The 18,517-nt window shown below is 64.2% G+C and carries 12 protein-coding genes and 5 tRNA genes; 12 read left to right on the forward strand and 5 right to left on the reverse strand.

What is annotated here, in order from left to right:
* The first annotated feature begins 145 nt into the window (after positions 1 to 145).
* The 5 genes from zwf (at position 146) to ACCQ06_RS12175 (ending at position 6,151) form a co-directional block, all read left to right on the forward strand.
* A complete protein-coding gene (gene zwf / locus ACCQ06_RS12155; RefSeq protein ID WP_316685846.1) occupies positions 146 to 1,576 on the forward strand; it encodes a glucose-6-phosphate dehydrogenase in 1,431 nt (476 codons plus the stop codon).
* On the forward strand, positions 1,573 to 2,580 hold the full coding sequence (glk, locus tag ACCQ06_RS12160) for a glucokinase (protein ID WP_104615636.1): 1,008 nt from the start codon (positions 1,573 to 1,575) through the stop codon (positions 2,578 to 2,580). Before zwf ends, glk begins: the two co-directional genes overlap by 4 nt.
* Positions 2,577 to 3,296 carry a 6-phosphogluconolactonase gene (gene pgl / locus ACCQ06_RS12165; protein WP_115513088.1) on the forward strand — a complete coding sequence of 240 codons (720 nt, stop codon included), beginning with the start codon at positions 2,577 to 2,579 and terminating at the stop codon, positions 3,294 to 3,296. The genes glk and pgl overlap by 4 nt, the downstream gene beginning before the upstream one ends.
* 226 nt (positions 3,297 to 3,522) lie before the next feature.
* A complete protein-coding gene (edd, locus tag ACCQ06_RS12170; RefSeq protein WP_316685847.1) occupies positions 3,523 to 5,439 on the forward strand; it encodes a phosphogluconate dehydratase in 1,917 nt (638 codons plus the stop codon).
* A gap of 52 nt (positions 5,440 to 5,491) precedes the next feature.
* Positions 5,492 to 6,151: a bifunctional 4-hydroxy-2-oxoglutarate aldolase/2-dehydro-3-deoxy-phosphogluconate aldolase gene (locus tag ACCQ06_RS12175; RefSeq protein WP_316685848.1), complete on the forward strand. Its 660-nt coding sequence runs from the start codon at positions 5,492 to 5,494 to the stop codon at positions 6,149 to 6,151.
* A 1,007-nt stretch (positions 6,152 to 7,158) separates the two neighbouring features.
* On the opposite strand, the gene ACCQ06_RS12180 is transcribed toward ACCQ06_RS12175, so the two are convergent.
* The 3 genes from ACCQ06_RS12180 to ACCQ06_RS12190 are packed head-to-tail and all read right to left on the reverse strand — an operon-like array spanning position 7,159 to position 14,875.
* A complete protein-coding gene (locus ACCQ06_RS12180) occupies positions 7,159 to 10,245 on the reverse strand; it encodes an efflux RND transporter permease subunit (protein WP_228324801.1) in 3,087 nt (1,028 codons plus the stop codon).
* Positions 10,242 to 13,751: an efflux RND transporter permease subunit gene (locus tag ACCQ06_RS12185; RefSeq protein WP_316685849.1), complete on the reverse strand. Its 3,510-nt coding sequence runs from the start codon at positions 13,749 to 13,751 to the stop codon at positions 10,242 to 10,244. Before ACCQ06_RS12185 ends, ACCQ06_RS12180 begins: the two co-directional genes overlap by 4 nt.
* Positions 13,748 to 14,875, reverse strand: a complete 1,128-nt coding sequence (locus ACCQ06_RS12190) for an efflux RND transporter periplasmic adaptor subunit (protein WP_316685850.1) — start codon at positions 14,873 to 14,875, stop codon at positions 13,748 to 13,750. The genes ACCQ06_RS12185 and ACCQ06_RS12190 overlap by 4 nt, the downstream gene beginning before the upstream one ends.
* A gap of 204 nt (positions 14,876 to 15,079) precedes the next feature.
* Between ACCQ06_RS12190 and ACCQ06_RS12195 the strand changes: the two genes are divergently transcribed.
* The 6 genes from ACCQ06_RS12195 (at position 15,080) to ACCQ06_RS12220 (ending at position 17,140) form a co-directional block, all read left to right on the forward strand.
* On the forward strand, positions 15,080 to 15,481 hold the full coding sequence (locus ACCQ06_RS12195; RefSeq protein ID WP_104615630.1) for a c-type cytochrome: 402 nt from the start codon (positions 15,080 to 15,082) through the stop codon (positions 15,479 to 15,481).
* An 8-nt stretch (positions 15,482 to 15,489) separates the two neighbouring features.
* On the forward strand, positions 15,490 to 15,951 hold the full coding sequence (locus ACCQ06_RS12200; RefSeq protein WP_170068606.1) for a c-type cytochrome: 462 nt from the start codon (positions 15,490 to 15,492) through the stop codon (positions 15,949 to 15,951).
* A 101-nt stretch (positions 15,952 to 16,052) separates the two neighbouring features.
* A tRNA-Ala gene (locus ACCQ06_RS12205) sits at positions 16,053 to 16,128 on the forward strand.
* Between the two features lie 47 nt (positions 16,129 to 16,175).
* Positions 16,176 to 16,251: transfer RNA gene (locus ACCQ06_RS12210), tRNA-Glu, on the forward strand.
* Between the two features lie 690 nt (positions 16,252 to 16,941).
* Positions 16,942 to 17,017, forward strand: a tRNA-Ala gene (locus ACCQ06_RS12215).
* Between the two features lie 47 nt (positions 17,018 to 17,064).
* Positions 17,065 to 17,140 (forward strand) — tRNA-Glu (locus ACCQ06_RS12220).
* Between the two features lie 221 nt (positions 17,141 to 17,361).
* Here ACCQ06_RS12220 and ACCQ06_RS12225 read toward each other — a convergent pair.
* Positions 17,362 to 17,538: a hypothetical protein gene (locus tag ACCQ06_RS12225; protein WP_228324804.1), complete on the reverse strand. Its 177-nt coding sequence runs from the start codon at positions 17,536 to 17,538 to the stop codon at positions 17,362 to 17,364.
* Positions 17,539 to 17,871: 333 nt separating this feature from the next.
* Positions 17,872 to 17,958: transfer RNA gene (locus ACCQ06_RS12230), tRNA-Leu, on the reverse strand.
* Between the two features lie 138 nt (positions 17,959 to 18,096).
* On the opposite strand from ACCQ06_RS12230, the gene ACCQ06_RS12235 reads away from it, so the two are divergent.
* Positions 18,097 to 18,477, forward strand: coding sequence for a response regulator (locus tag ACCQ06_RS12235; protein WP_228324805.1), 381 nt, complete (start codon positions 18,097 to 18,099; stop codon positions 18,475 to 18,477).
* Positions 18,478 to 18,517: the final 40 nt, after the last annotated feature.

Consider the following 18,517-nt stretch of genomic DNA (forward strand, 5'->3'; position numbering starts at 1 on the left):
AACAATCGGGGATTGGGCCTCAGCGTCCATCCCCCGCTGCGCGCACGCAAGTGTCGCTCAGGAACAGACGTACCGACCGCCGGCTGTCCGGCGCCTTTCCGCGAAGCCGCTGATAACGATGTCCCCAGAATCTGAAACTCGGTCCATGCACAACACCCTGATCCTGTTCGGCGCTACCGGCGATCTCGCCCAGCGCTATCTCTTTCCCTCCTTGCTGCGTCTGTTCGTCGACGGCCTGCTGCCGGAGGACTTCCGTATCCGTGCGTTGGCATTGTCGCCGCACGATACCGAGGCCTTCCGTGAAGTGCTGCGGCCACGCCTGACCGAAGCGCTGCCGATTGCCACCCCGGAGCAGATCCAGACGCTGCTGCAGCGGGTGGATTACCGCTCGGTGGACCTGCGCAATGCCGAATCGGTAGCCGATGCAGTCCGCGAGCTGGCCAGCCGCCAGATCGTGAGCTACTTGGCGATCCCGCCGGGGCTGTACATCAGCACCTGCCAGGGCCTGGCCCTGGGCGGCGCCTTGGCTGCGCCGCACCGGTTGATGCTGGAAAAGCCGATCGGCCACGACTCCGATAGCGCTCGCGAGATCCTGCAGTCGATCGGCGCGCTGATCGACGAAGACCGCGTGTTCCGCCTGGACCATTACCTGGGCAAGGCAGCGGTGCAGAACCTGATCGCACTGCGCTTCGGCAATACGCTGCTCGAAGCAGTCTGGAACCGGACCTACATCGAGTCGGTGCAGATCCTGGTCGCCGAAAGCGAGGGCGTGGACGGACGCGATGCGTATTACGCACGCTCCGGTGCGCTGCGCGACATGGTGCAGAGCCATATCCTGCAGTTGCTGTGTCTGGTGGCGATGGAGCCGCCGGCCTCGCTGGAAGCCGACCGCATCCGCGACGAGAAGGTCAAGGTGCTGCGTGCGCTGCGCCCGATGACCGCCGAACACTCCGCACACGACAGTGTGCGCGGCCGCTACACCGCCGGCACCATCAACGGCCAGCCGGCGCAGGCCTATCACCCGCCGGAAGGCAGCGACGTGGAAACCTTCGTCGCGGTGACCGCACATATCGACAACTGGCGCTGGGCCGGCGTGCCGTTCCATCTGTGCACCGGCAAGCGGCTGGCCGAGCGTTCCACCCGCATTGTGGTCACGCTCAAGCCGGTGACGCACTGGTTGTTCGAGCGCCCGGATCGCCAGAACGCGGTGCCCAACCGCCTGACCTTCCAGCTGCAGCCGCAGGAAAACATCGAGCTCGGCCTGATGAGCAGCCTGGCCGGCCCGGAATGGGGCGCGATCGAGCTGCAACCGCTGGAACTGGAATTGTCGGTGCCGACCGGCCTGCACCGTCGCATCGCTTACGAGCGGCTGTTCGTGGATGCCTTCAACGGCAACCCGGCACTGTTCGTGCGCGACGACGAGGTCAAGGCTGCCTGGTCGTGGATCGACAGCGTCAGCGATGCCTGGGCCGCGGCGCAATTGCCGCTGCAGCCCTACCCCGCCGGTAGCTGGGGCCCGGACACTGCCGCACCGTTCCTGCCTCCTGCCACCGACGCACAGGGAAACACCGCATGAGCGCTCCTTCCAAACCGGTGCTGGTTGCCGATATCGGCGGAACCAACGCGCGGTTCGCGCTGGCCGATGTCGATGCATCGGTCCCGTTGCTGGATGACACCTCGCGCGAGTTCGCGGTGGTGGAGTTCGCTTCGCTCGGTGAAGCCGCGCGGTATTACCTCGACCAGATCGGCGTACAGGCCACCCAGGGCGTGTTCGCCGTGGCCGGCCGCGTCGATGGCGACGAAGCGCGCATCACCAATCATCCGTGGGTGATCTCGCGGTCGCGCACCGCCGCCATGCTGGGCTTCAGCACCTTGCATCTGATCAACGACTTTGCCGCGCAGGCCATGGCAATCAGCCTGCTGCGTCCGCAGGATGTGGTGCAGGTGGGCGGTGCCAGCTGGCGGCCGGCGCCGATCGATCAACCGCGCAACTACGGCGTGATCGGTCCCGGCACCGGCCTGGGCGTGGGTGGGCTGATCATTCGCAACGGGCGCTGTTTTCCGCTGGAAACCGAAGGCGGCCACGTCAGCTTTCCGCCCGGCACGCCGGAAGAAATCCGTGTGCTGGAAATCCTCTCCGAGCAGTTCGGCCGGGTCTCCAACGAGCGGCTGATCTGCGGCCCCGGCCTGGTCAACATCCATCGCGCATTGAGCGAGATTGCCGGCATCGACCCGGGCCCGCTGGAACCCAAGGACATCACCGCACGTGCGGCGGCCGGCGACCCGCGCTCGGCGCGCACCATCGACCTGTTCTGCGCCATCTTCGGTGCGATCGCTGGCGACATGGTGCTGATGCAGGGTGCGTGGGATGGCGTGTTCCTCACCGGCGGGCTGGTGCCCAAGGTGCTGGAGTCGCTGCAGCACTCCGGCTTCCGCCAGCGCTTCGAACACAAGGGCCGGTTCTCCGCAATCATGTCGCGCGTGCCTTCGCTGGCAGTCATGCATCCGCATGCCGGCCTGTTGGGCGCCGCAGCGTATGCGGTGGATGCGCAGCGTCAGCATCCGGGGGAGCAGCGATGAACCTGCAGGACAACCCGCGCATCACCCTGGTGCGCTACGAAGATCCCGCCGAGTGGACCGAGGCGGTGGCCGGCGAAATGGCCGATCTGCTGGAACAGGAGATTTCGCGCCGCGGGCAGGCGCGCATGTTGCTCTCCGGCGGCACCACACCGGCGCCGGTTTACGAATCGCTGGCGCACCGTCCGCTGGACTGGTCGCGGGTGGAGGTGGGCCTGGTCGATGAGCGCTGGCTCTCGCCGCAGGATCAGGACAGCAACGCGTGGCTGGTCAATCACAGCTTCCTGACCCATGCGCCGGCTGCGACCTTCATCCCGTTGGTGCGTCCCGGCAAGCAATTGCCCGAGTGCGTGCACACCGCCAACCTGCAGGCCACCCATGCCGAACCGGCGTGTCTGGCGGTGCTGGGAATGGGCGGCGACGGACACACCGCCTCGTTGTTCCCCGGCTCGACCGATCTGCCCAAGGCGCTGGCCAGCCCGCAGCCGTATGCGTCGCTGGATGCGACCGGTTGCCCGGGCGCGAACCAGTGGCCGCTGCGGATCACGCTGACGCCGACCGGCCTTGCCGCGATTCCCACCCGCCTGCTGCTGCTGCGTGGCAAGCAGAAGCTCGATGTGCTGCAAGCCGCGCTCGCTGGCGAAGACATCAGCGAGTACCCGATTCGGGTCGCACTCCAGCAGCCCGGTCCGCGTTTGCGGGTGCATTGGTGCGGTTGAGTGCGAGCGGTTGCTGCGAGCGGATACGCTGTGATTGCTTCGCATGCGAGAGCTTTGCGACATCCGCTTAGATGCGAGTTCTTCGCGAGTGTCGATTCGATGCGAGTCCCTGGCAACAGCCGATCCAATGCGAGTCCCTCGCACCAGCCCGCACCTCCATATGCGGGTATTTAAACTAAAAAAACAGTGTGTTTTCTTTCTCCCCGTTTCTCATAGCCGGTAGCCAATGAGCCTGCATCCGAACATCCAAGCTGTCACCGACCGTATCCGTAAGCGCAGCGCGCCGTCGCGCGCGGCGTATCTGGCCGGTCTCGATGCCGCCCTGCGTGAGGGTCCGTTCCGTAGCCGTCTGAGCTGCGGCAATCTTGCGCACGGCTTTGCCGCCTCCGAGCCGACCGACAAATCACGCCTGCGCGGTGCGGCCACGCCTAACCTGGGCATCATCACCGCCTACAACGACATGCTGTCCGCGCACCAGCCATTCGAGCATTACCCGCAGCTGATTCGCGATGCCGCGCGTGCGCTCGGCGCCACCGCGCAGGTAGCCGGTGGCGTGCCGGCGATGTGCGACGGCGTGACTCAGGGCCGCGCCGGCATGGAGCTGTCGCTGTTTTCGCGCGACAACATCGCGCAAGCTGCGGCGATCGGCCTCAGCCACGACATGTTCGACAGCGTGGTGTACCTGGGGGTTTGCGACAAGATCGTGCCGGGTCTGTTGATCGGCGCGCTGGCCTTCGGCCATCTGCCTGCGCTATTCATGCCGGCCGGCCCGATGACGCCGGGCATCCCGAACAAGCAAAAAGCCGAAGTGCGCGAGCGCTATGCCGCCGGCGAAGCCACCCGCGCCGAATTGCTGGAAGCCGAGGCGTCGTCGTATCACTCGCCCGGCACCTGCACCTTTTACGGCACCGCCAATTCCAACCAGGTGTTGCTCGAAGCGATGGGTGTGCAATTGCCCGGCGCCTCGTTCGTCAACCCGGAATTGCCGCTGCGCGATGCACTGACCCGTGAGGGCACCGCACGCGCCTTGGCGATCTCCGCACTGGGCGATGACTTCCGCCCGTTCGGCCGTTTGATCGACGAACGCGCCATCGTCAATGCGGTGGTCACGCTGATGGCGACCGGCGGCTCGACCAACCACACCATCCACTGGATCGCCGTGGCGCGTGCTGCAGGCATCGTGCTGACCTGGGACGACATGGACCTGATTTCGCAGACCGTGCCGTTGCTGACCCGCATCTACCCCAATGGCGAAGCCGACGTGAACCGCTTCCAGGCCGCAGGCGGCACCGCGTTCGTCTTCCGCGAGCTGATGGACGCCGGCTACATGCACGACGATCTGCCCACCGTGGTCGAAGGCGGCATGCGTGCCTACGCCAACGAGCCGCGGTTGCAGGACGGCAAGGTCACCTATGTGCCCGGCACCGCGACCACCGCCGATGACAGCGTGGCACGCCCGGTCAGCGATGCATTCGAATCGCAAGGCGGGCTGCGCCTGTTGCGCGGCAACCTGGGCCGCTCGCTGATCAAGCTGTCGGCAGTCAAGCCGCAACACCGCAAGATCGAAGCGCCTGCGGTGGTGATCGACACGCCGCAGGTGCTCAACAAGCTGCATGCCGCCGGCGTGCTGCCGCACGATTTCGTGGTGGTGCTGCGGTATCAGGGCCCGCGTGCCAACGGCATGCCGGAACTGCATTCGATGGCCCCGTTGCTCGGCCTGCTGCAGAACCAGGGCCGGCGTGTGGCGCTGGTCACCGACGGCCGTTTGTCCGGTGCCTCGGGCAAGTTCCCCGCCGCGATCCACATGACGCCGGAAGCCGCGCGTGGCGGCCCGATCGGGCGCGTCCGCGAGGGCGACATGGTGCGCCTGGACGGCGAAGCCGGCACGCTGGAAGTGCTGGTCTCGGCCGAAGAATGGGCATCGCGCGAAGTGGCGCCCAATACCGCCGTGGCCGGCAACGACCTGGGCCGCAACCTGTTCGCGATCAACCGCCAGGTGGTCGGCCCCGCCGACCAGGGCGCGATCTCGATTTCCTGCGGCCCGACGCATCCGGACGGTGCACTGTGGAGCTACGACGCCGAGTACGAACTCGGCGCAGATGCTGCCGCAGCCGCCGCCCCGCACGAGTCCAAGGACGCCTGATCCCCTTCCCTCTCAGCGACTGCCCCGGCGGTCGCCGTCTAATGGAGTTGCAATGACGATTGCCCAGACCCAGAACACCGCCGAACAACTGCTGCGCGACGCCGGCATCCTGCCGGTGGTCACTGTCGATACGCTGGACCAGGCGCGCCGCGTGGCCGATGCGCTGCTCGAAGGCGGGTTGCCTGCGATCGAGCTCACTCTGCGCACACCGATCGCGATCGAAGCGCTGGCCATGCTCAAGCGCGAACTGCCCAACATCGTGATCGGCGCCGGCACCGTGCTGAGCGAACTGCAGTTTCGTCAGTCGGTGGATGCCGGCGCGGATTTCCTGGTGACGCCGGGCACGCCTGCCCCGCTCGCGCGCCTGCTGGCCGATGCGCCGATCCCGGCCGTTCCCGGCGCAGCCACCCCCACCGAATTGCTGACCCTGATGGGCCTGGGCTTTCGCGTGTGCAAGCTGTTCCCGGCCACTGCCGTCGGCGGCCTGCAAATGCTCAAGGGCCTCGCAGGCCCGCTGTCCGAGCTCAAGCTCTGTCCCACCGGCGGCATCAGCGAAGCGAACGCAGCAGAGTTTCTGTCGCAGCCGAACGTGCTGTGCATCGGCGGCTCGTGGATGGTGCCCAAGGACTGGCTGGCCCAGGGCCAATGGGACAAGGTCAAGGAAAGCTCGGCCAAGGCCGCAGCGATCGTTCGGCAGGTGCGTGCGGGTTGATGTCTGGGCGCCGCATGCAGAGAGTTGAAAAGCCGAGTTACCGAGGAGAGCCGCTTGGCTGTGGAACGCTGATCTGGTGAAGAAATGCGGTTGGCCGAAGAAAACTTTTTCAGCTGGCGCTTTCGTTTCGATTGAGGAAAGCCCAGTTTGCTGGTGCTTTGATCTTGGCTTAAGGAACGCATGGTTGGCTGGCGCCTTGATTCTGTGCGTGGGAGCGGTCCACGGGCGCCGGGGCAGGACACGCCGTGAACCCATCCATGTGGGCTCTTACACGACATCCCTGTCGTGTAAGGTCCTACCCCGGCGCCCGCGGACCGCTCTTCGAAATTGCGGCATTGGCGGAACGGAAAGCTCGGCTTTCTGCGAAACACATGCTCGTCCGCAGGCGTCATTAATTGCGTCGTGGCGTGAAGCAAGGACCTGCTCGCTCTATGAAAAAGCTGCGAGAAAAAGGCCTGTGTGCTCTTCAAATAACCACAAGTGCTCGGGAACTCAGAGCAGCTAACAAAATTACTGCGTGGCCGCCAGGCGGCCGTTCGCTAAGTTTTGTTAGCCGCTCTTAGTTTACGAGCAATAAATACAGAGTCCGAACAATGGCGACGCTGCCGTTGTAGTCGCTCAAAGTCATGACAACGACGTACCGAGGCGGCAGCGTGGCCGGGGATTGGCGGAGAGCGGCACATGGATGTGCCGCGGCGGCGAGTCAGACAGGATGTCTGACCGAGCCGAGGAGCCGATTCCCGGCCGCGCTGCTGCCCCTCACCGAAGCCAGTAACTGACAGCCGGGTGCTTGGCAGTGCCCGCAGAACCCGTACCCTCACCATACCCCCCGCTCCACGCCCTGGCCCGCGCTTGCGGCGCGGGCGCTCCAAGGCACGCGCGCCCATGGCGCGCAAGCTGTGCCTCCTCGCCCGAGGGGAGCGGGGCTTTGTGCGCCTTATGCCATTCAAGGCTCCAGCACACTGGTAGATGCCTTACGCCGTGAAAACTTCAGCGCCGTTGACTGCTCAAGACTCCAACGCAACGCTCACGGGCGGCGTCTTTGGCACACCACGCGCGCGGCGCACCAGTGCCGCAGCGCCGTTGCTCATGTCGTCGAGAATGGCGTAGATCGTCGGCAGGAACAGCAGGCTGACCACGGTGGAAAACGCCAGCCCGCCGGCGATGGCGCGAGCCATCGGGAAGTACGGCGGGCCGTCGCTGAACATCGTGGTGCTGGTCAGCGAGATCGGCACCATCGCCAGGATCGCGGTGCCCATCGTCATCATGATCGGCCGCAACCGCTCGCGTGAGCCCTCGACCAGCGCCTGCGTGCGTCCCATGCCGCGACGGCGCAAATTGTTGATGTGCTCGATCATCACGATGCCGTTGTTCACCACCACACCCATCAGCACCAGTATGCCGATGAAGGACATGATGCCGAACGAGGTGCCGGTGATCCAGAACAGCCAGAACACACCGAAGATCGAAAACAGCACCCCGCTCATGATCGCGGCCGGGAACAGCAGCGATTCGAACACCGCCGCCATCACCACGTAAATCATCACCAACGCGATCACCAGGTTGAACACCATCTGGCCCATCGCTTCGCCGTCGTTCTGATAGTTGCCGCCATCGAAGGTGTAGCTGTAACCGGCAGGAAAATTCATTGCCTTGAGCGGCTTTTCCATCGCCGCGCGTGCTTCCGGCACGGTGATTTTTTCGGCCAGATTGGCCTTGATGGTCAACGTGGTCTGGCGATTGGTGCGCCCAATCTGCGTGGCCGCCGGGCGGATCTGCACATCGACCAGACTCAGCAGCGGCACGCTGCGGCCATCCTTGGTGCGGACGCTGAAGCCGGCCAGATCTTCCGGCTTGCTTTGCTCGGCGCCGGCAAAACGCACCCACACCGGCACCTCATTGTCGCCACGACGGAACTCGCGCAGCGGCGTACCGCGCAGTGCCAGCCCCACGAAACTGGCCACCTGCTCCGCACTGAAACCGAACGCGGCAGCACGCTCGCGATCGACGCGGATCGCCAGCTCGCTGGTGCGATCGCCGGTATCCACATGCACGTCGCGCAACTCCTTGCGTTGCGCCAGCAGCGGGACCACCTCATCGGCCAGCGACTTGAGCGCCTCGGTGGAGTCGCCAACCAATTGCACCTGCACGCCCTGGTTGCCGCTATCACCATCGCCCTGATTGCCGATGCTGTAGTCAGCCCGCGCAGAACGCGGCAACGCCTTACGGATCTGCTCCAGCAATGGCGGCAGGTCTTTGACCTTGCTCGCATCGAAGGTCACCGTCGTGCTGCTGCCTTCCACCTCGCTGAACCACGAATAGACCTGGGTGATGTGGTACTTCTCGCGATTGGCTTCCAGGTAATTCTCGACTCGCCCGATCTCTTCGCCCAGCTGCTCATGCGTGTACGAGCCCTTCCACTGATATTGGATGAAGGCCTCGTTGCCGCCATCGCCGCCGAACATGTCGACCTTGGTCAGTTTCATCGGCACCAGGCTGATGGCGCTGACCAGGATAATCCCGGCCACGCTCCAGCCGCGGTGGGCCAGCGTCCATGCAAGCACCCGCGCATAGCGCTGTTGCAGCCTGGCGATTACGCCATGGTCGGAGGTCACCATCGGCGGCGTCTTCATGCGTGCCGACAGCATCGGGATCAGGCTGATCGCCACCAGCCACGACGCCAACAACGACACTGAAATGGTGATCGCGATCTGCGCCATGAAGATGGAGATGTTGTTGGTTTCGCCGAACAGATTCGGCACGAACACGATGCAATGGCACAAGGTACCTGCGCTCAGCGCAATCGCCACGCTGCGGGTACCCAGCAATGCCGCCAGTTGCGGCTGCCCGGGCATGCGCTCGCGCTCCTGGTAGATGCTTTCCACCACCACCACGGCGTTGTCCACCAGCATGCCCACCGCGAGCAGCAAACCCATCATCGTCAGGATGTTGAGCGTGACGCCGACGAAATACATGAAGCCCAACGTGATCGCAAAGCAGATCGGGATCGCCAGGGTCACCATCAAGGTCGATGGCCAATGCCGCAGAAAAAAGAACAGCACGGTGATCGACAACAACAGGCCCACCGCCCCGGCTTCGGCGAGTTCGGCCAGCGACGAGGTCACGGCCTTGCCCTGGTTGTCGATGACCTTGATCTGCACATCGCGCATCGCGGGCTCGGCGCGAATGTCTTCCACCTCTTTCAGCGCGGCCTTGGACACTTCCACCAGATTGGCGCTGCGCTCCTTGAAGACATCCAGACCGATCGCCGGGCGCCCATCCAGCCGCCGCCCGTAGTTCATGCGCGTGGGCTTGAGGCGTACCTCGGCGATATCGCCCAGACGCAAACCCTTGGCATTGAGGACCAGATCGCGCAGTTCCTGCAGGTCGCGCAACTCGCCGATCGGCTGCACCCGGATGCGCTGCCCGTTGTCGTCGATCTGCCCGGCAGAGACAGAGAAATTGAGCTTGCCCAGCCGCTCGCTTAGGTCGTTGAGGCTGAGGTCGTGCGCGGTGAGGCGATCCGGCGCGATGGCGATCTCCACCTCGTTGGGTGGGGCACCGGAAATTTCGACCTTCGCCACGCCGGGAATGCGTTCGATGCGCCGCTTGAACTCGCGGTCGAGCATGTCGTACGCGCCGGTCAGGTCGGTCTGGCTGGCCAGGCGCACCTTGAGCACCGGCTCGTCGCTGCTGGACCATTTGAAGATATGGAAGCGCTGTAGATCATCAGGAAAATCGTCGCGAATCGCATCCAGCCGCTCGCGCGCATCCGATGCGGCGATGGCGATATCGCGGTCCCAATCGGAGAACTCGATAAAGATGTTGGCGCCATCGGCAGTGGCGGTGGAGCGCATGCGCTTGATGCCGGTCATCGTGGCCAAGGCTTCTTCGGCCGGCCGCACCAGGTTGCGCTCCACCTCGTCAGGGGTGGAGCCGGTGTACGGCAATTGCACGAACAGGAACGGCGCCGAGATGTCCGGCAATGCCTCCAGCGGCAATCGGAATGCGGCAATCAGGCCCACCACCACCAACGACACGAAGCACATGATGGTGGTGACCGGGCGACGAATGCTGAAGGCCGCAACGCTCATAGCGCCTCCAGTCCGTCTGTGTTTTCACGCGTCTGCGCCTGCTGCCGCGCCATGCGCCGGCCGCGCTCCAGGTAGTACGCGTCCGCGCGGCGATCCAGCAAGTCGTACACCACCGGAATCACCAGCAGCGTCAGCAGCGTGGACACCAGCAGGCCGCCAATCACGGTGATCGCCATCGGTGCGCGCACTTCCGCGCCCTCGCCCATCGCCACCGCCAGCGGCAGGAAGCCGAACAAGGTGCACAGCGTGGTCATGACGATCGGCCGCAGACGCGAGCGTGCGCCTTCGATCAAGGCCTCACGCTTGGGCACGCCTTCTTCGCGCAACTGGTTGACCTTGTCGATCAGGATGATCGCGTTCTTGGTCACCAGGCCCACCAGCAGGATCAAGCCGATGAACACCACAACCGAGACCGGCTTGCCGGTCATCAGCAGCGCCAGCACCGCGCCCACCATCGCCAGCGGGATGGTGAACAGGATGACGAACGGGTGCAGCAGCGATTCGAACTGCGACGCCATCACCAGATAGACCAGAAAGATCGCCAGCCCGAACGCAAACAACAACGACTTGACCGACTGCGCCAGCTCCTCGCCCTGCCCGCCGATATGCATGCCGACGCCGGCAGCCAATGGGTCCTTGCGCACCAGCGTTTCCACTTCGCGCACCGCACCGCCCAGGTCGATGTCCTTCAGGCTGGCCGACACGATCGCCACGCGGGTCTGGTCGGCGCGATGGATCTCGCTCGGGCCGGTCGTCGCCAGCACCTCGGCCACGGCGGCCAGGCGCACGGGGCGACTGCTGCCCGGATTGACGATCAGCTGGCGAATCGCATCCACGCTGGCACGGTCGCTGTGCTGCGCACGTACCAGCACATCGATCTTGCGATCGCGGAAGCTATAGCGCGTGGCCACATCGCCACGCACCTTCTTGACGATGACATCGGCGATCTGCCGCGTGGTCAAGCCCAGTGCACCGGCGCGCTCTTGATCGAAGCGGATCTGGATCTCCGGAAATCCCTCTTCCACCGTCGATTTGACGTCGGCATAGTGCCCATTGGCGCGCAGCATTGCGGCCAGTTTTTGCCCGGCCCGCTCCAGCTCACCCAGATCCTGCCCGCGCAATTCCACTTCCAGCGGAGTGGAGAAACTAAACAGCGCCGGCCGCGCGAAATCCACCTGCGCACCAGGGTGCCCGACCATGCTGCTGCGCAGCCGCTGCGTCGCCGCCGCTTCCACTTCGGGGCTGCCGCCGCCAGCCATCACCACGGTAAGCTTGCCGATGTTCTCCCCGCTTTCGGTGGGGTTTACATCCAGCCGCGTGCCGCTGCCGCTCACGCCATACAACGATGCAATGCCGGGGTCTTTGTCGTGCGCGAGTTGCAGCTCGCGCACCAGCGCATCGGTCTGCGCAAGCGGCGTGCCGGACGGCAGTTTCACGGTCATCTCGAAGCGATCCTGCGCCAGCTGCGGGATCAGGTCCGCCCCCAGCATCGGCACCAACAACAGGGTGCCGACAAACGCGGCGGCGGCCAATCCCAGCACCAGACCGGGCCGACGCAACGCTGCCGGCAACATCGCCAGATAGCCGCGCTCGGCACGGCCGTACGGCGCCATCGCAATGTCGCTGGCCTTGCGCATCACCGGCGACACCACCCGTGCGATGCCGCGCCACAGTTTGACCACCACCCACGCGCCGCCGAAGAACGCGTAGCGCACGCTGGCCCCCGCCCCGCGACGGCCGGCAGCCACCGGCTTGAGCCAGCGCTGTTCGGGCGTCCAATCCGGGTGGTCCGGCTCATCCGGAAACGCCATCGGCGGCGCGCCCTTGAGCGAACTCAGCATCGGAATCAGCGTCATCGACACCACCAGCGAGATCGCAATGGCGATCGCCACCGTCAGCGCCTGATCGCGGAACAGCTGCCCGGCAATGCCTTCGACAAACACCAACGGCAGGAACACCGCGATGGTGGTTAACGTGGACGCCATCACCGCCATGCTCACTTCGCGGGTACCGGCAATCGCCGCATCCAGCACGCTTAACCCACGTTCGCGGGCCTTGGCGATGCTCTCCAGCACCACGATCGAATCGTCCACCACCAGGCCGGTGGCCAGCGCCAGCCCGCCCAGCGACATTACGTTGAGGCTCAAGCCAAGCTGGCCCATGAAAAAGAACGTGGTGATGATCGACACCGGCAACGACAGGCTGATCACGAACGTGCTCCAGCCGTCGCGCAAGAACAGGAAAATGATCAGGATCGCCAGCACACCGCCGATCACCGCATCTTTTTTGACATCGCTGATCGCGTGTTCGATGAAGTGCGACTGGTCTTCGATGGTGGTGATCTGCACATCGCCCGGCACGGTTGCCTTGAGCTGCTCCAGTCGCGCGCGCAGTGCGGCGGCCGTGGACACGGTGTTGGCATCGCCTTCCTTGTAGATCGCCAGCTCCACCGCTTCCTTGCCGCCCAGGCGGATGATCGCCTCGCGCTCCTTGTAGCCTTGGCGCACGTCGGCCACATCTTTCAGCCGCACCGGCATGCCGCCGGCGATGCTGCTGCTGGACGCCGACGAAGTGCTCTGCACTTCCGCCGCTGCCGCCAGCGCCGCCTGCGAGCCGGTGGACGCGGCAATCGCATACATCTGCTGCATCGCTGCATCGGCGGCGCTGCTACTGCTGCTCTGCGTGGTGACCAGCATGTTGCGGATCTCGTCCAGATCCACAAACTGGTTCACCGTGCGCACCAGATACCGCTGCGAGCCTTCTTCCAGCCGGCCGCCGGAGATGTTGACGTTCTCCTCCTTGAGCCGGGTGATCACGTTGTCGATGGGCAGATTGAGCTGCGCCAGTTTCTGCTGATCGATATCGACCTGGATCTCGTCTTCCAGCCCGCCGCCGACCTTGACCGCGGCCACACCGGCCACCGGTTCGAGCTTCTTTTTCAGATCTTCGTCGGCATACCGGCGAAGACCGGTGAGCTGACGAATCGCATCTGCGTCCGACGCCGGCGCCTGTTTGGGCGACAACGCCAGCCGCATGATCGGTTCGGTGGATGGATTGAAGCGCAGCAGCACCGGCGGCTTGGTTTCCAGCGGCAGCGACAGCGCTTCCATCTTGTCGCGCACTTCCAGGCCTGCCTGGTCCATGTTGGTGCCCCAGGCGAATTCCAGCACCACATCGCTCTGCCCGGTGCGCGAGATCGACTTGAGCTTGCGCAGATTTTTGACCACGCCGACGGCTTCTTCCACCGGTTCGGTCACCAGCGTCTCGATTTCCGCTGGCGCCGCGCCGGTGTATTCGGTCCGCACGGTGAGCGTGGGGTAGCTCAGGTCGGGCAGCAGATTGACCTTGAGGCTACGCAGCGCGATCACGCCGAACAACAGCATGGTCACGGTGATCATGGCGATGGTCACGCGCCGCCGTGTCGCAAAGACCACCAGCCCGCCGCCGCCAGGCGTTGGCATGTGTGGGTCGTGCAGGGAGCCGTGCGCGTTGCCGTGGTCGCTCATGCGTGCGTCTCATCGCGCGCAGCAGCCGGGGCAGCGGCAACCGGCTTGCGATCGGGCTGCCCAATCACCTGCACGGCAGTGCCATCGCGTAGCGCCACCTTGCCGGCGGTCACCACCTGATCGCCTTCCTTCAAGCCCTGCCGCACTTCAAGCCACGGGCCTTCGGCGTAACCAAGTTTCACCGGGACGCGGCTGGCCTTGCCATTGCGCACCACGAACACCGCAGGTTCACCATCATCGAGTAGCGCTAGGCGCGGAATCACCAATGCGTCTTTGCGTTGGTCGTAATCGATACGGATGCGCCCGAACATGCCCGGCTGCAGCGACTCGGCGTCTTTGCCGAAGGCGCACACCACACGGAACGTGCCGCTGCCCGAATCCACCACCGGCGCAATGCGATCCACCTTGCCCACGAACTGCTGGCCCGGCAGCGCATCGGCCAACAAGGTCACCGGCTGGCCCGACTTCAACGTCGCCAGTTCGCGCTCGGGCACATTGAGCGTGGCTTCCAGCTGCGAGTCGTCGACGATGCGAAAGATCGGCGTGTTGATCTGCACGAAGTTGCCGGTCTTGATCGAACGCGAGGCGATCACGCCGGAAATCGGCGCCTGCACGGTGGTGTAGGACAGCTCCAACGATGCCAGCCGATGCTGCGCGCGGCTGTTTTCCACATCGAACTTGAGCTGATCCACATCGGCTGCGCTCACCAGCTGCTGACCGACCAATTGCGTGGCGCGGCGGTAGCTGTTTTCCAGCTTGCGCAGTTGCGCTTCGCTCTGCGCAACGGCCAGATGCGCGCGATCCGGATCCAGTCGCACCAGCGCCTGGCCGGCCGACACCTTCTGGCCTTCTTCCACCATCACCGCCAGTGCCACGCCGGAGGTCTTGGCGACCACCTGCGCTTCCGCACGCGGCTCTAGCGCTGCGGTACCGGTATAGCTGGCGGCCACCGCGCGCCGCGCTGCCTTGGCGATTTCCACCGGCACTGCATCCACGGCCTTTTTTTCTTCTGCGGCCTTGGCCTCTCCATCGCTGGTCTTGCAGCCGCCCAGCAGAAGGCTGGTGGAGATCAGTACTGCGGCGCAGATTCCACTGCGGCCGGGCAAGAAGGAGCGTGGCGACATCGTCGTGTCCTAGTGGATGCGTGAACAGGTGTTGTAGGCAAGTAAACCACCTCGGCATGCATGTCGCCAATGCGCCAAAGGTCATGGTCTGTTCAACTTCGCGTATTCACCCCGTTTGCGCCACGCCAAATCGCAGGCATACTCGGTCCGGTTCCGTCACGCCCCCACGTGCGGACGCTCAATCAGTCTTCCGGATACGAAACCATGCGCCCGCAGCCGCTCGCCGCTTGTCTCGCTCTGGTCGTCTTCCTGCCGTTTGGGGGCGCATCAGCGACACCGTCAGTCACGCCAGCCGTACCGGCCACGCCGGCGCCTGCCGCCGCCGCATCGGCTGCCGCTGCGCCCATAGCGCCGACCGGTAATCCCTCCAATGGCCGCCTGCTGGCGTATACCTGCCAGGGCTGCCACGGCGTGACCGGCTACAAGAACGCCTACCCAAGTTACCGCGTGCCCAAGATCGGCGGCCAGTCCAGTCAGTATCTGACCCAGGCGCTGACCGAATACCGCCAGGGCAAGCGCAAACACCCGACCATGCAGGCGCAGGCGCAGAGTTTCTCCGAGCAGGACATCGCCGACATCTCCGCCTTCCTGTCCACCCTCAAGTAAGCGCCCACATGCCGAACGCCCTGCACGCTCCGCGTCTAGCCATCGTCCTGGTCGCTGCCCTCACGATGGCGGCCTGCTCTCAATCCCAGGTCGAATCCACCGATCACTCCGCCGGCGATGCCGGCCATGCCAGCGGCGAGCACGGCTCTGGCTCCTCTGCCGGCTTGCCCACCGGTCGCGCCGAGGCTGGCGACAAACTCGCGCATACCAAAGGCAAGGCCACCGGCCAGAGCTGCGTGGATTGCCATGGTGCCGATGGCAATGCGCCGATCGACCCCAGCTATCCCAAGCTAGGCGGCCAGTACGGCGACTATCTTGCGCATGCGCTGCAGGCGTATCGCAGTGGCGACCGCCAGCACCCGTTGATGACGGCGCAGGCCACTGCATTGAGCGATCAGGACATCGCCGACCTAGCCGCCTATTTCGGCGCCCGGCCGACGCAGCTGCGCGATCTGCACGGCGTCAAGTGAGTGTCAGGCAGCGTTGCCGAGCGCACGCGCTGTCTCAATCGGAATGAAAAAGCGCTTGCGCGAACATTAACCGGTCGCTATTATTTCGTTCTCAGTTTCGTGGGGCCATAGCTCAGCTGGGAGAGCGCCTGCATGGCATGCAGGAGGTCGGCGGTTCGATCCCGCCTGGCTCCACCATCTCAGACATTAGGCCGTCTGAAATGACGACTCAGGTTTTGATCTGCGTCCCCATCGTCTAGAGGCCTAGGACACCACCCTTTCACGGTGGACACCGGGGTTCGAATCCCCGTGGGGACGCCAATCATCCAAAAGCCCTGGCTCTGCCGGGGCTTTTTTTTTGCGTGTTTTTTTGCAGTGATGAGCGCTTGCGCTATGTCTCGGTAGCAGCCTCGCTGCCGCCATGGACGTGTCAAAAATTCGAGTGCCGTCGCGTTGCGCACGGCCTCGAATGTGTATCGACACTGTCGGCGACGTACAGAGCGAGGGCTCACTGGAACCGGCCTGCGCGAGCGTGGCGCAGATCTCATGCGCAAGCAGTGGCATCGATCACTCGCCCGTCTCGTCAGCGGCGACCCAAGCTCGGCATCGAGTGCCACATGCGGTCGCGCAACGAACGCCGCGCACAGCATGGACGTGGAGCATTGGTCGCTAACGTCGACTGCACCGTCGGTTGCGAATGCAGGCGCTTGATGCTGCTGATCACGATGTTGATGATTGAAGGCTGCGCTTCGATGCTGCCGCCCATGCACTGACACGAGACGACGTCCGCAGCACTTGCCTACTACGAAACGACGACGACGACGAATCATTCAGGCCATCGGATTGATCGCAAGGTCCCTCGCAAGAAGAGACATATTGATTGGCTGCATGCGCAGCTTCGTGCTGATCACGCAATCCAGATCGACGCGCCGAAGCACCGGAGATCTTTTTTGCACAGACCGCTTCCCAAAGCCGTCTTCAGTCGCTATGATTGCCGGCTCGCAGCAACGCGGGGCCATAGCTCAGCTGGGAGAGCGCCTGCATGGCATGCAGGAGGTCGGCGGTTCGATCCCGCCTGGCTCCACCACTTCAGACATTAGGCCGTCTGGATTGGACAACGAGGTTTTGATACGCGTCCCCATCGTCTAGAGGCCTAGGACACCACCCTTTCACGGTGGACACCGGGGTTCGAATCCCCGTGGGGACGCCAATCATCCAAAAGCCCCGGCTCTGCCGGGGCTTTTTTTATGCATGTTTGCAGTGCTCAGCAGTGGCGCCGAGTACCGCTTGGTTGGAGTGAAGTATTCGATCTCTGCAAGCGTTGGATTACCACGCAAATGCAACCCGCGTGTGGCGCGCCCGGCCATCAGGTTGCGATCTCGATCGAGCACAGGCACACACGCATCGCCACACAACACTTGCATGACAAGGTCAGGCTTGGCCCTCGTCCAGCGCCTTGCGACCCTCGTGGGTCAGATCGATGTCGCCGTCTTCGGCTTGCGTGGCATAGCCTGCACGCACCGCCCAATTTCCTTCTTCATCGGACACCGGCTTGGTGTCGTGGATATCGCGAAGAATGCGCAATTGCTGCGAAGCATCGAAATCCATGGTGGCTACCTACTTGAAGGGGAGCTCCACGGTACCGACCGGGCGTGATGGTTGCGTGCCTGCAACGCCACCGGAGACCACAGTTGCGTAAGGAACAAACGCATCTTTTAGCCGCGCATGACCACGGCGATGAGGCAATGCGCCGAAACCGACGACATGCAACGCGATGACCTGCGAACAAGCGCATGCCTGCTGCGCGCAGACGGCTAGCGATCGCATGCGCATCGGACTTCGCGCTGGCGTCAATCCCTAGCCTTGCCGTGGCACCACAGCACACAGCAAAAAGCCCCTCCGGATTGCGCCGGAAGGGCTTTCGCTGTTACCGCAACATCTTGGTGCCGAAGGTGGGACTCGAACCCACACGCTTTTAAGGGCGGCGGATTTTGAGTCCGCTGCGTCTACCGATTCCGCCACTTCGGCGTGGCCGCGCAGTATAGCGGCTTGCGAATGAAACGAACAGTGTCAGGACGCTCCTGACGAATTCAGGTGCAAGCGGCGTCGGCAGCGCCTTGGCCGACCAGCCTGGATATACTGGCCGACCTGGTGAAGGAGTAAGCAATGTCGGTGTTGCGTGGAGTTCGGGTACTCGTGGTCGAAAACGATGACATGAATGCCATGCTGCTCGAGTTGCAGCTTGTCCATGCCGGTGCGGCCGTCGTCGGCCCTGTCGGCGAGGTGCAGGATGCGCTGCAGTTGATCCGGGCCGACGCGCCGGATATTGCCGTGCTGGACTATCGCCTGGGCAATGGCCAGACCAGCGAGCCGGTTGCTCGCCTGCTGTCGGAACTCGGAATTCCCTTTGTGCTGGCGACCGGCGTTGCCAGCGGCAGCATTCCCACCGGCTTCGAACGCGGGGTCATTCTGACCAAGCCCTATCTGTCCGAAGAACTTGTCGGCGCCCTCTCGCGTGCGCGGCAGCTGAGCAGCGCCAGTAGCTGACCGTACCGCGCTGCCTCGTCGCCACCTGACCGGGTGTCGG

It is taken from the genome of Xanthomonas sp. NCPPB 4467, from assembly GCF_041475665.2.
In the GTDB taxonomy this organism is placed as follows: Bacteria; Pseudomonadota; Gammaproteobacteria; order Xanthomonadales; family Xanthomonadaceae; genus Xanthomonas; species Xanthomonas dyei.

What these genes read in the sequence shown, in the direction of transcription:
- zwf (WP_316685846.1), top strand. Translation starts at nt 146, where the DNA reads ATGCACAACACCCTGATCCTGTTCGGCGCTACCGGCGATCTCGCCCAG.
- ACCQ06_RS12175 (WP_316685848.1), top strand. Translation starts at nt 5,492, where the DNA reads ATGACGATTGCCCAGACCCAGAACACCGCCGAACAACTGCTGCGCGAC.
- glk (WP_104615636.1), top strand. Translation starts at nt 1,573, where the DNA reads ATGAGCGCTCCTTCCAAACCGGTGCTGGTTGCCGATATCGGCGGAACC.
- edd (WP_316685847.1), top strand. Translation starts at nt 3,523, where the DNA reads ATGAGCCTGCATCCGAACATCCAAGCTGTCACCGACCGTATCCGTAAG.
- ACCQ06_RS12185 (WP_316685849.1), bottom strand. Translation starts at nt 13,751, where the DNA reads ATGAGCGACCACGGCAACGCGCACGGCTCCCTGCACGACCCACACATG.
- ACCQ06_RS12200 (WP_170068606.1), top strand. Translation starts at nt 15,490, where the DNA reads ATGCCGAACGCCCTGCACGCTCCGCGTCTAGCCATCGTCCTGGTCGCT.
- ACCQ06_RS12190 (WP_316685850.1), bottom strand. Translation starts at nt 14,875, where the DNA reads ATGTCGCCACGCTCCTTCTTGCCCGGCCGCAGTGGAATCTGCGCCGCA.
- ACCQ06_RS12235 (WP_228324805.1), top strand. Translation starts at nt 18,097, where the DNA reads ATGTCGGTGTTGCGTGGAGTTCGGGTACTCGTGGTCGAAAACGATGAC.
- ACCQ06_RS12195 (WP_104615630.1), top strand. Translation starts at nt 15,080, where the DNA reads ATGCGCCCGCAGCCGCTCGCCGCTTGTCTCGCTCTGGTCGTCTTCCTG.
- ACCQ06_RS12225 (WP_228324804.1), bottom strand. Translation starts at nt 17,538, where the DNA reads ATGGATTTCGATGCTTCGCAGCAATTGCGCATTCTTCGCGATATCCAC.
- pgl (WP_115513088.1), top strand. Translation starts at nt 2,577, where the DNA reads ATGAACCTGCAGGACAACCCGCGCATCACCCTGGTGCGCTACGAAGAT.
- ACCQ06_RS12180 (WP_228324801.1), bottom strand. Translation starts at nt 10,245, where the DNA reads ATGAGCGTTGCGGCCTTCAGCATTCGTCGCCCGGTCACCACCATCATG.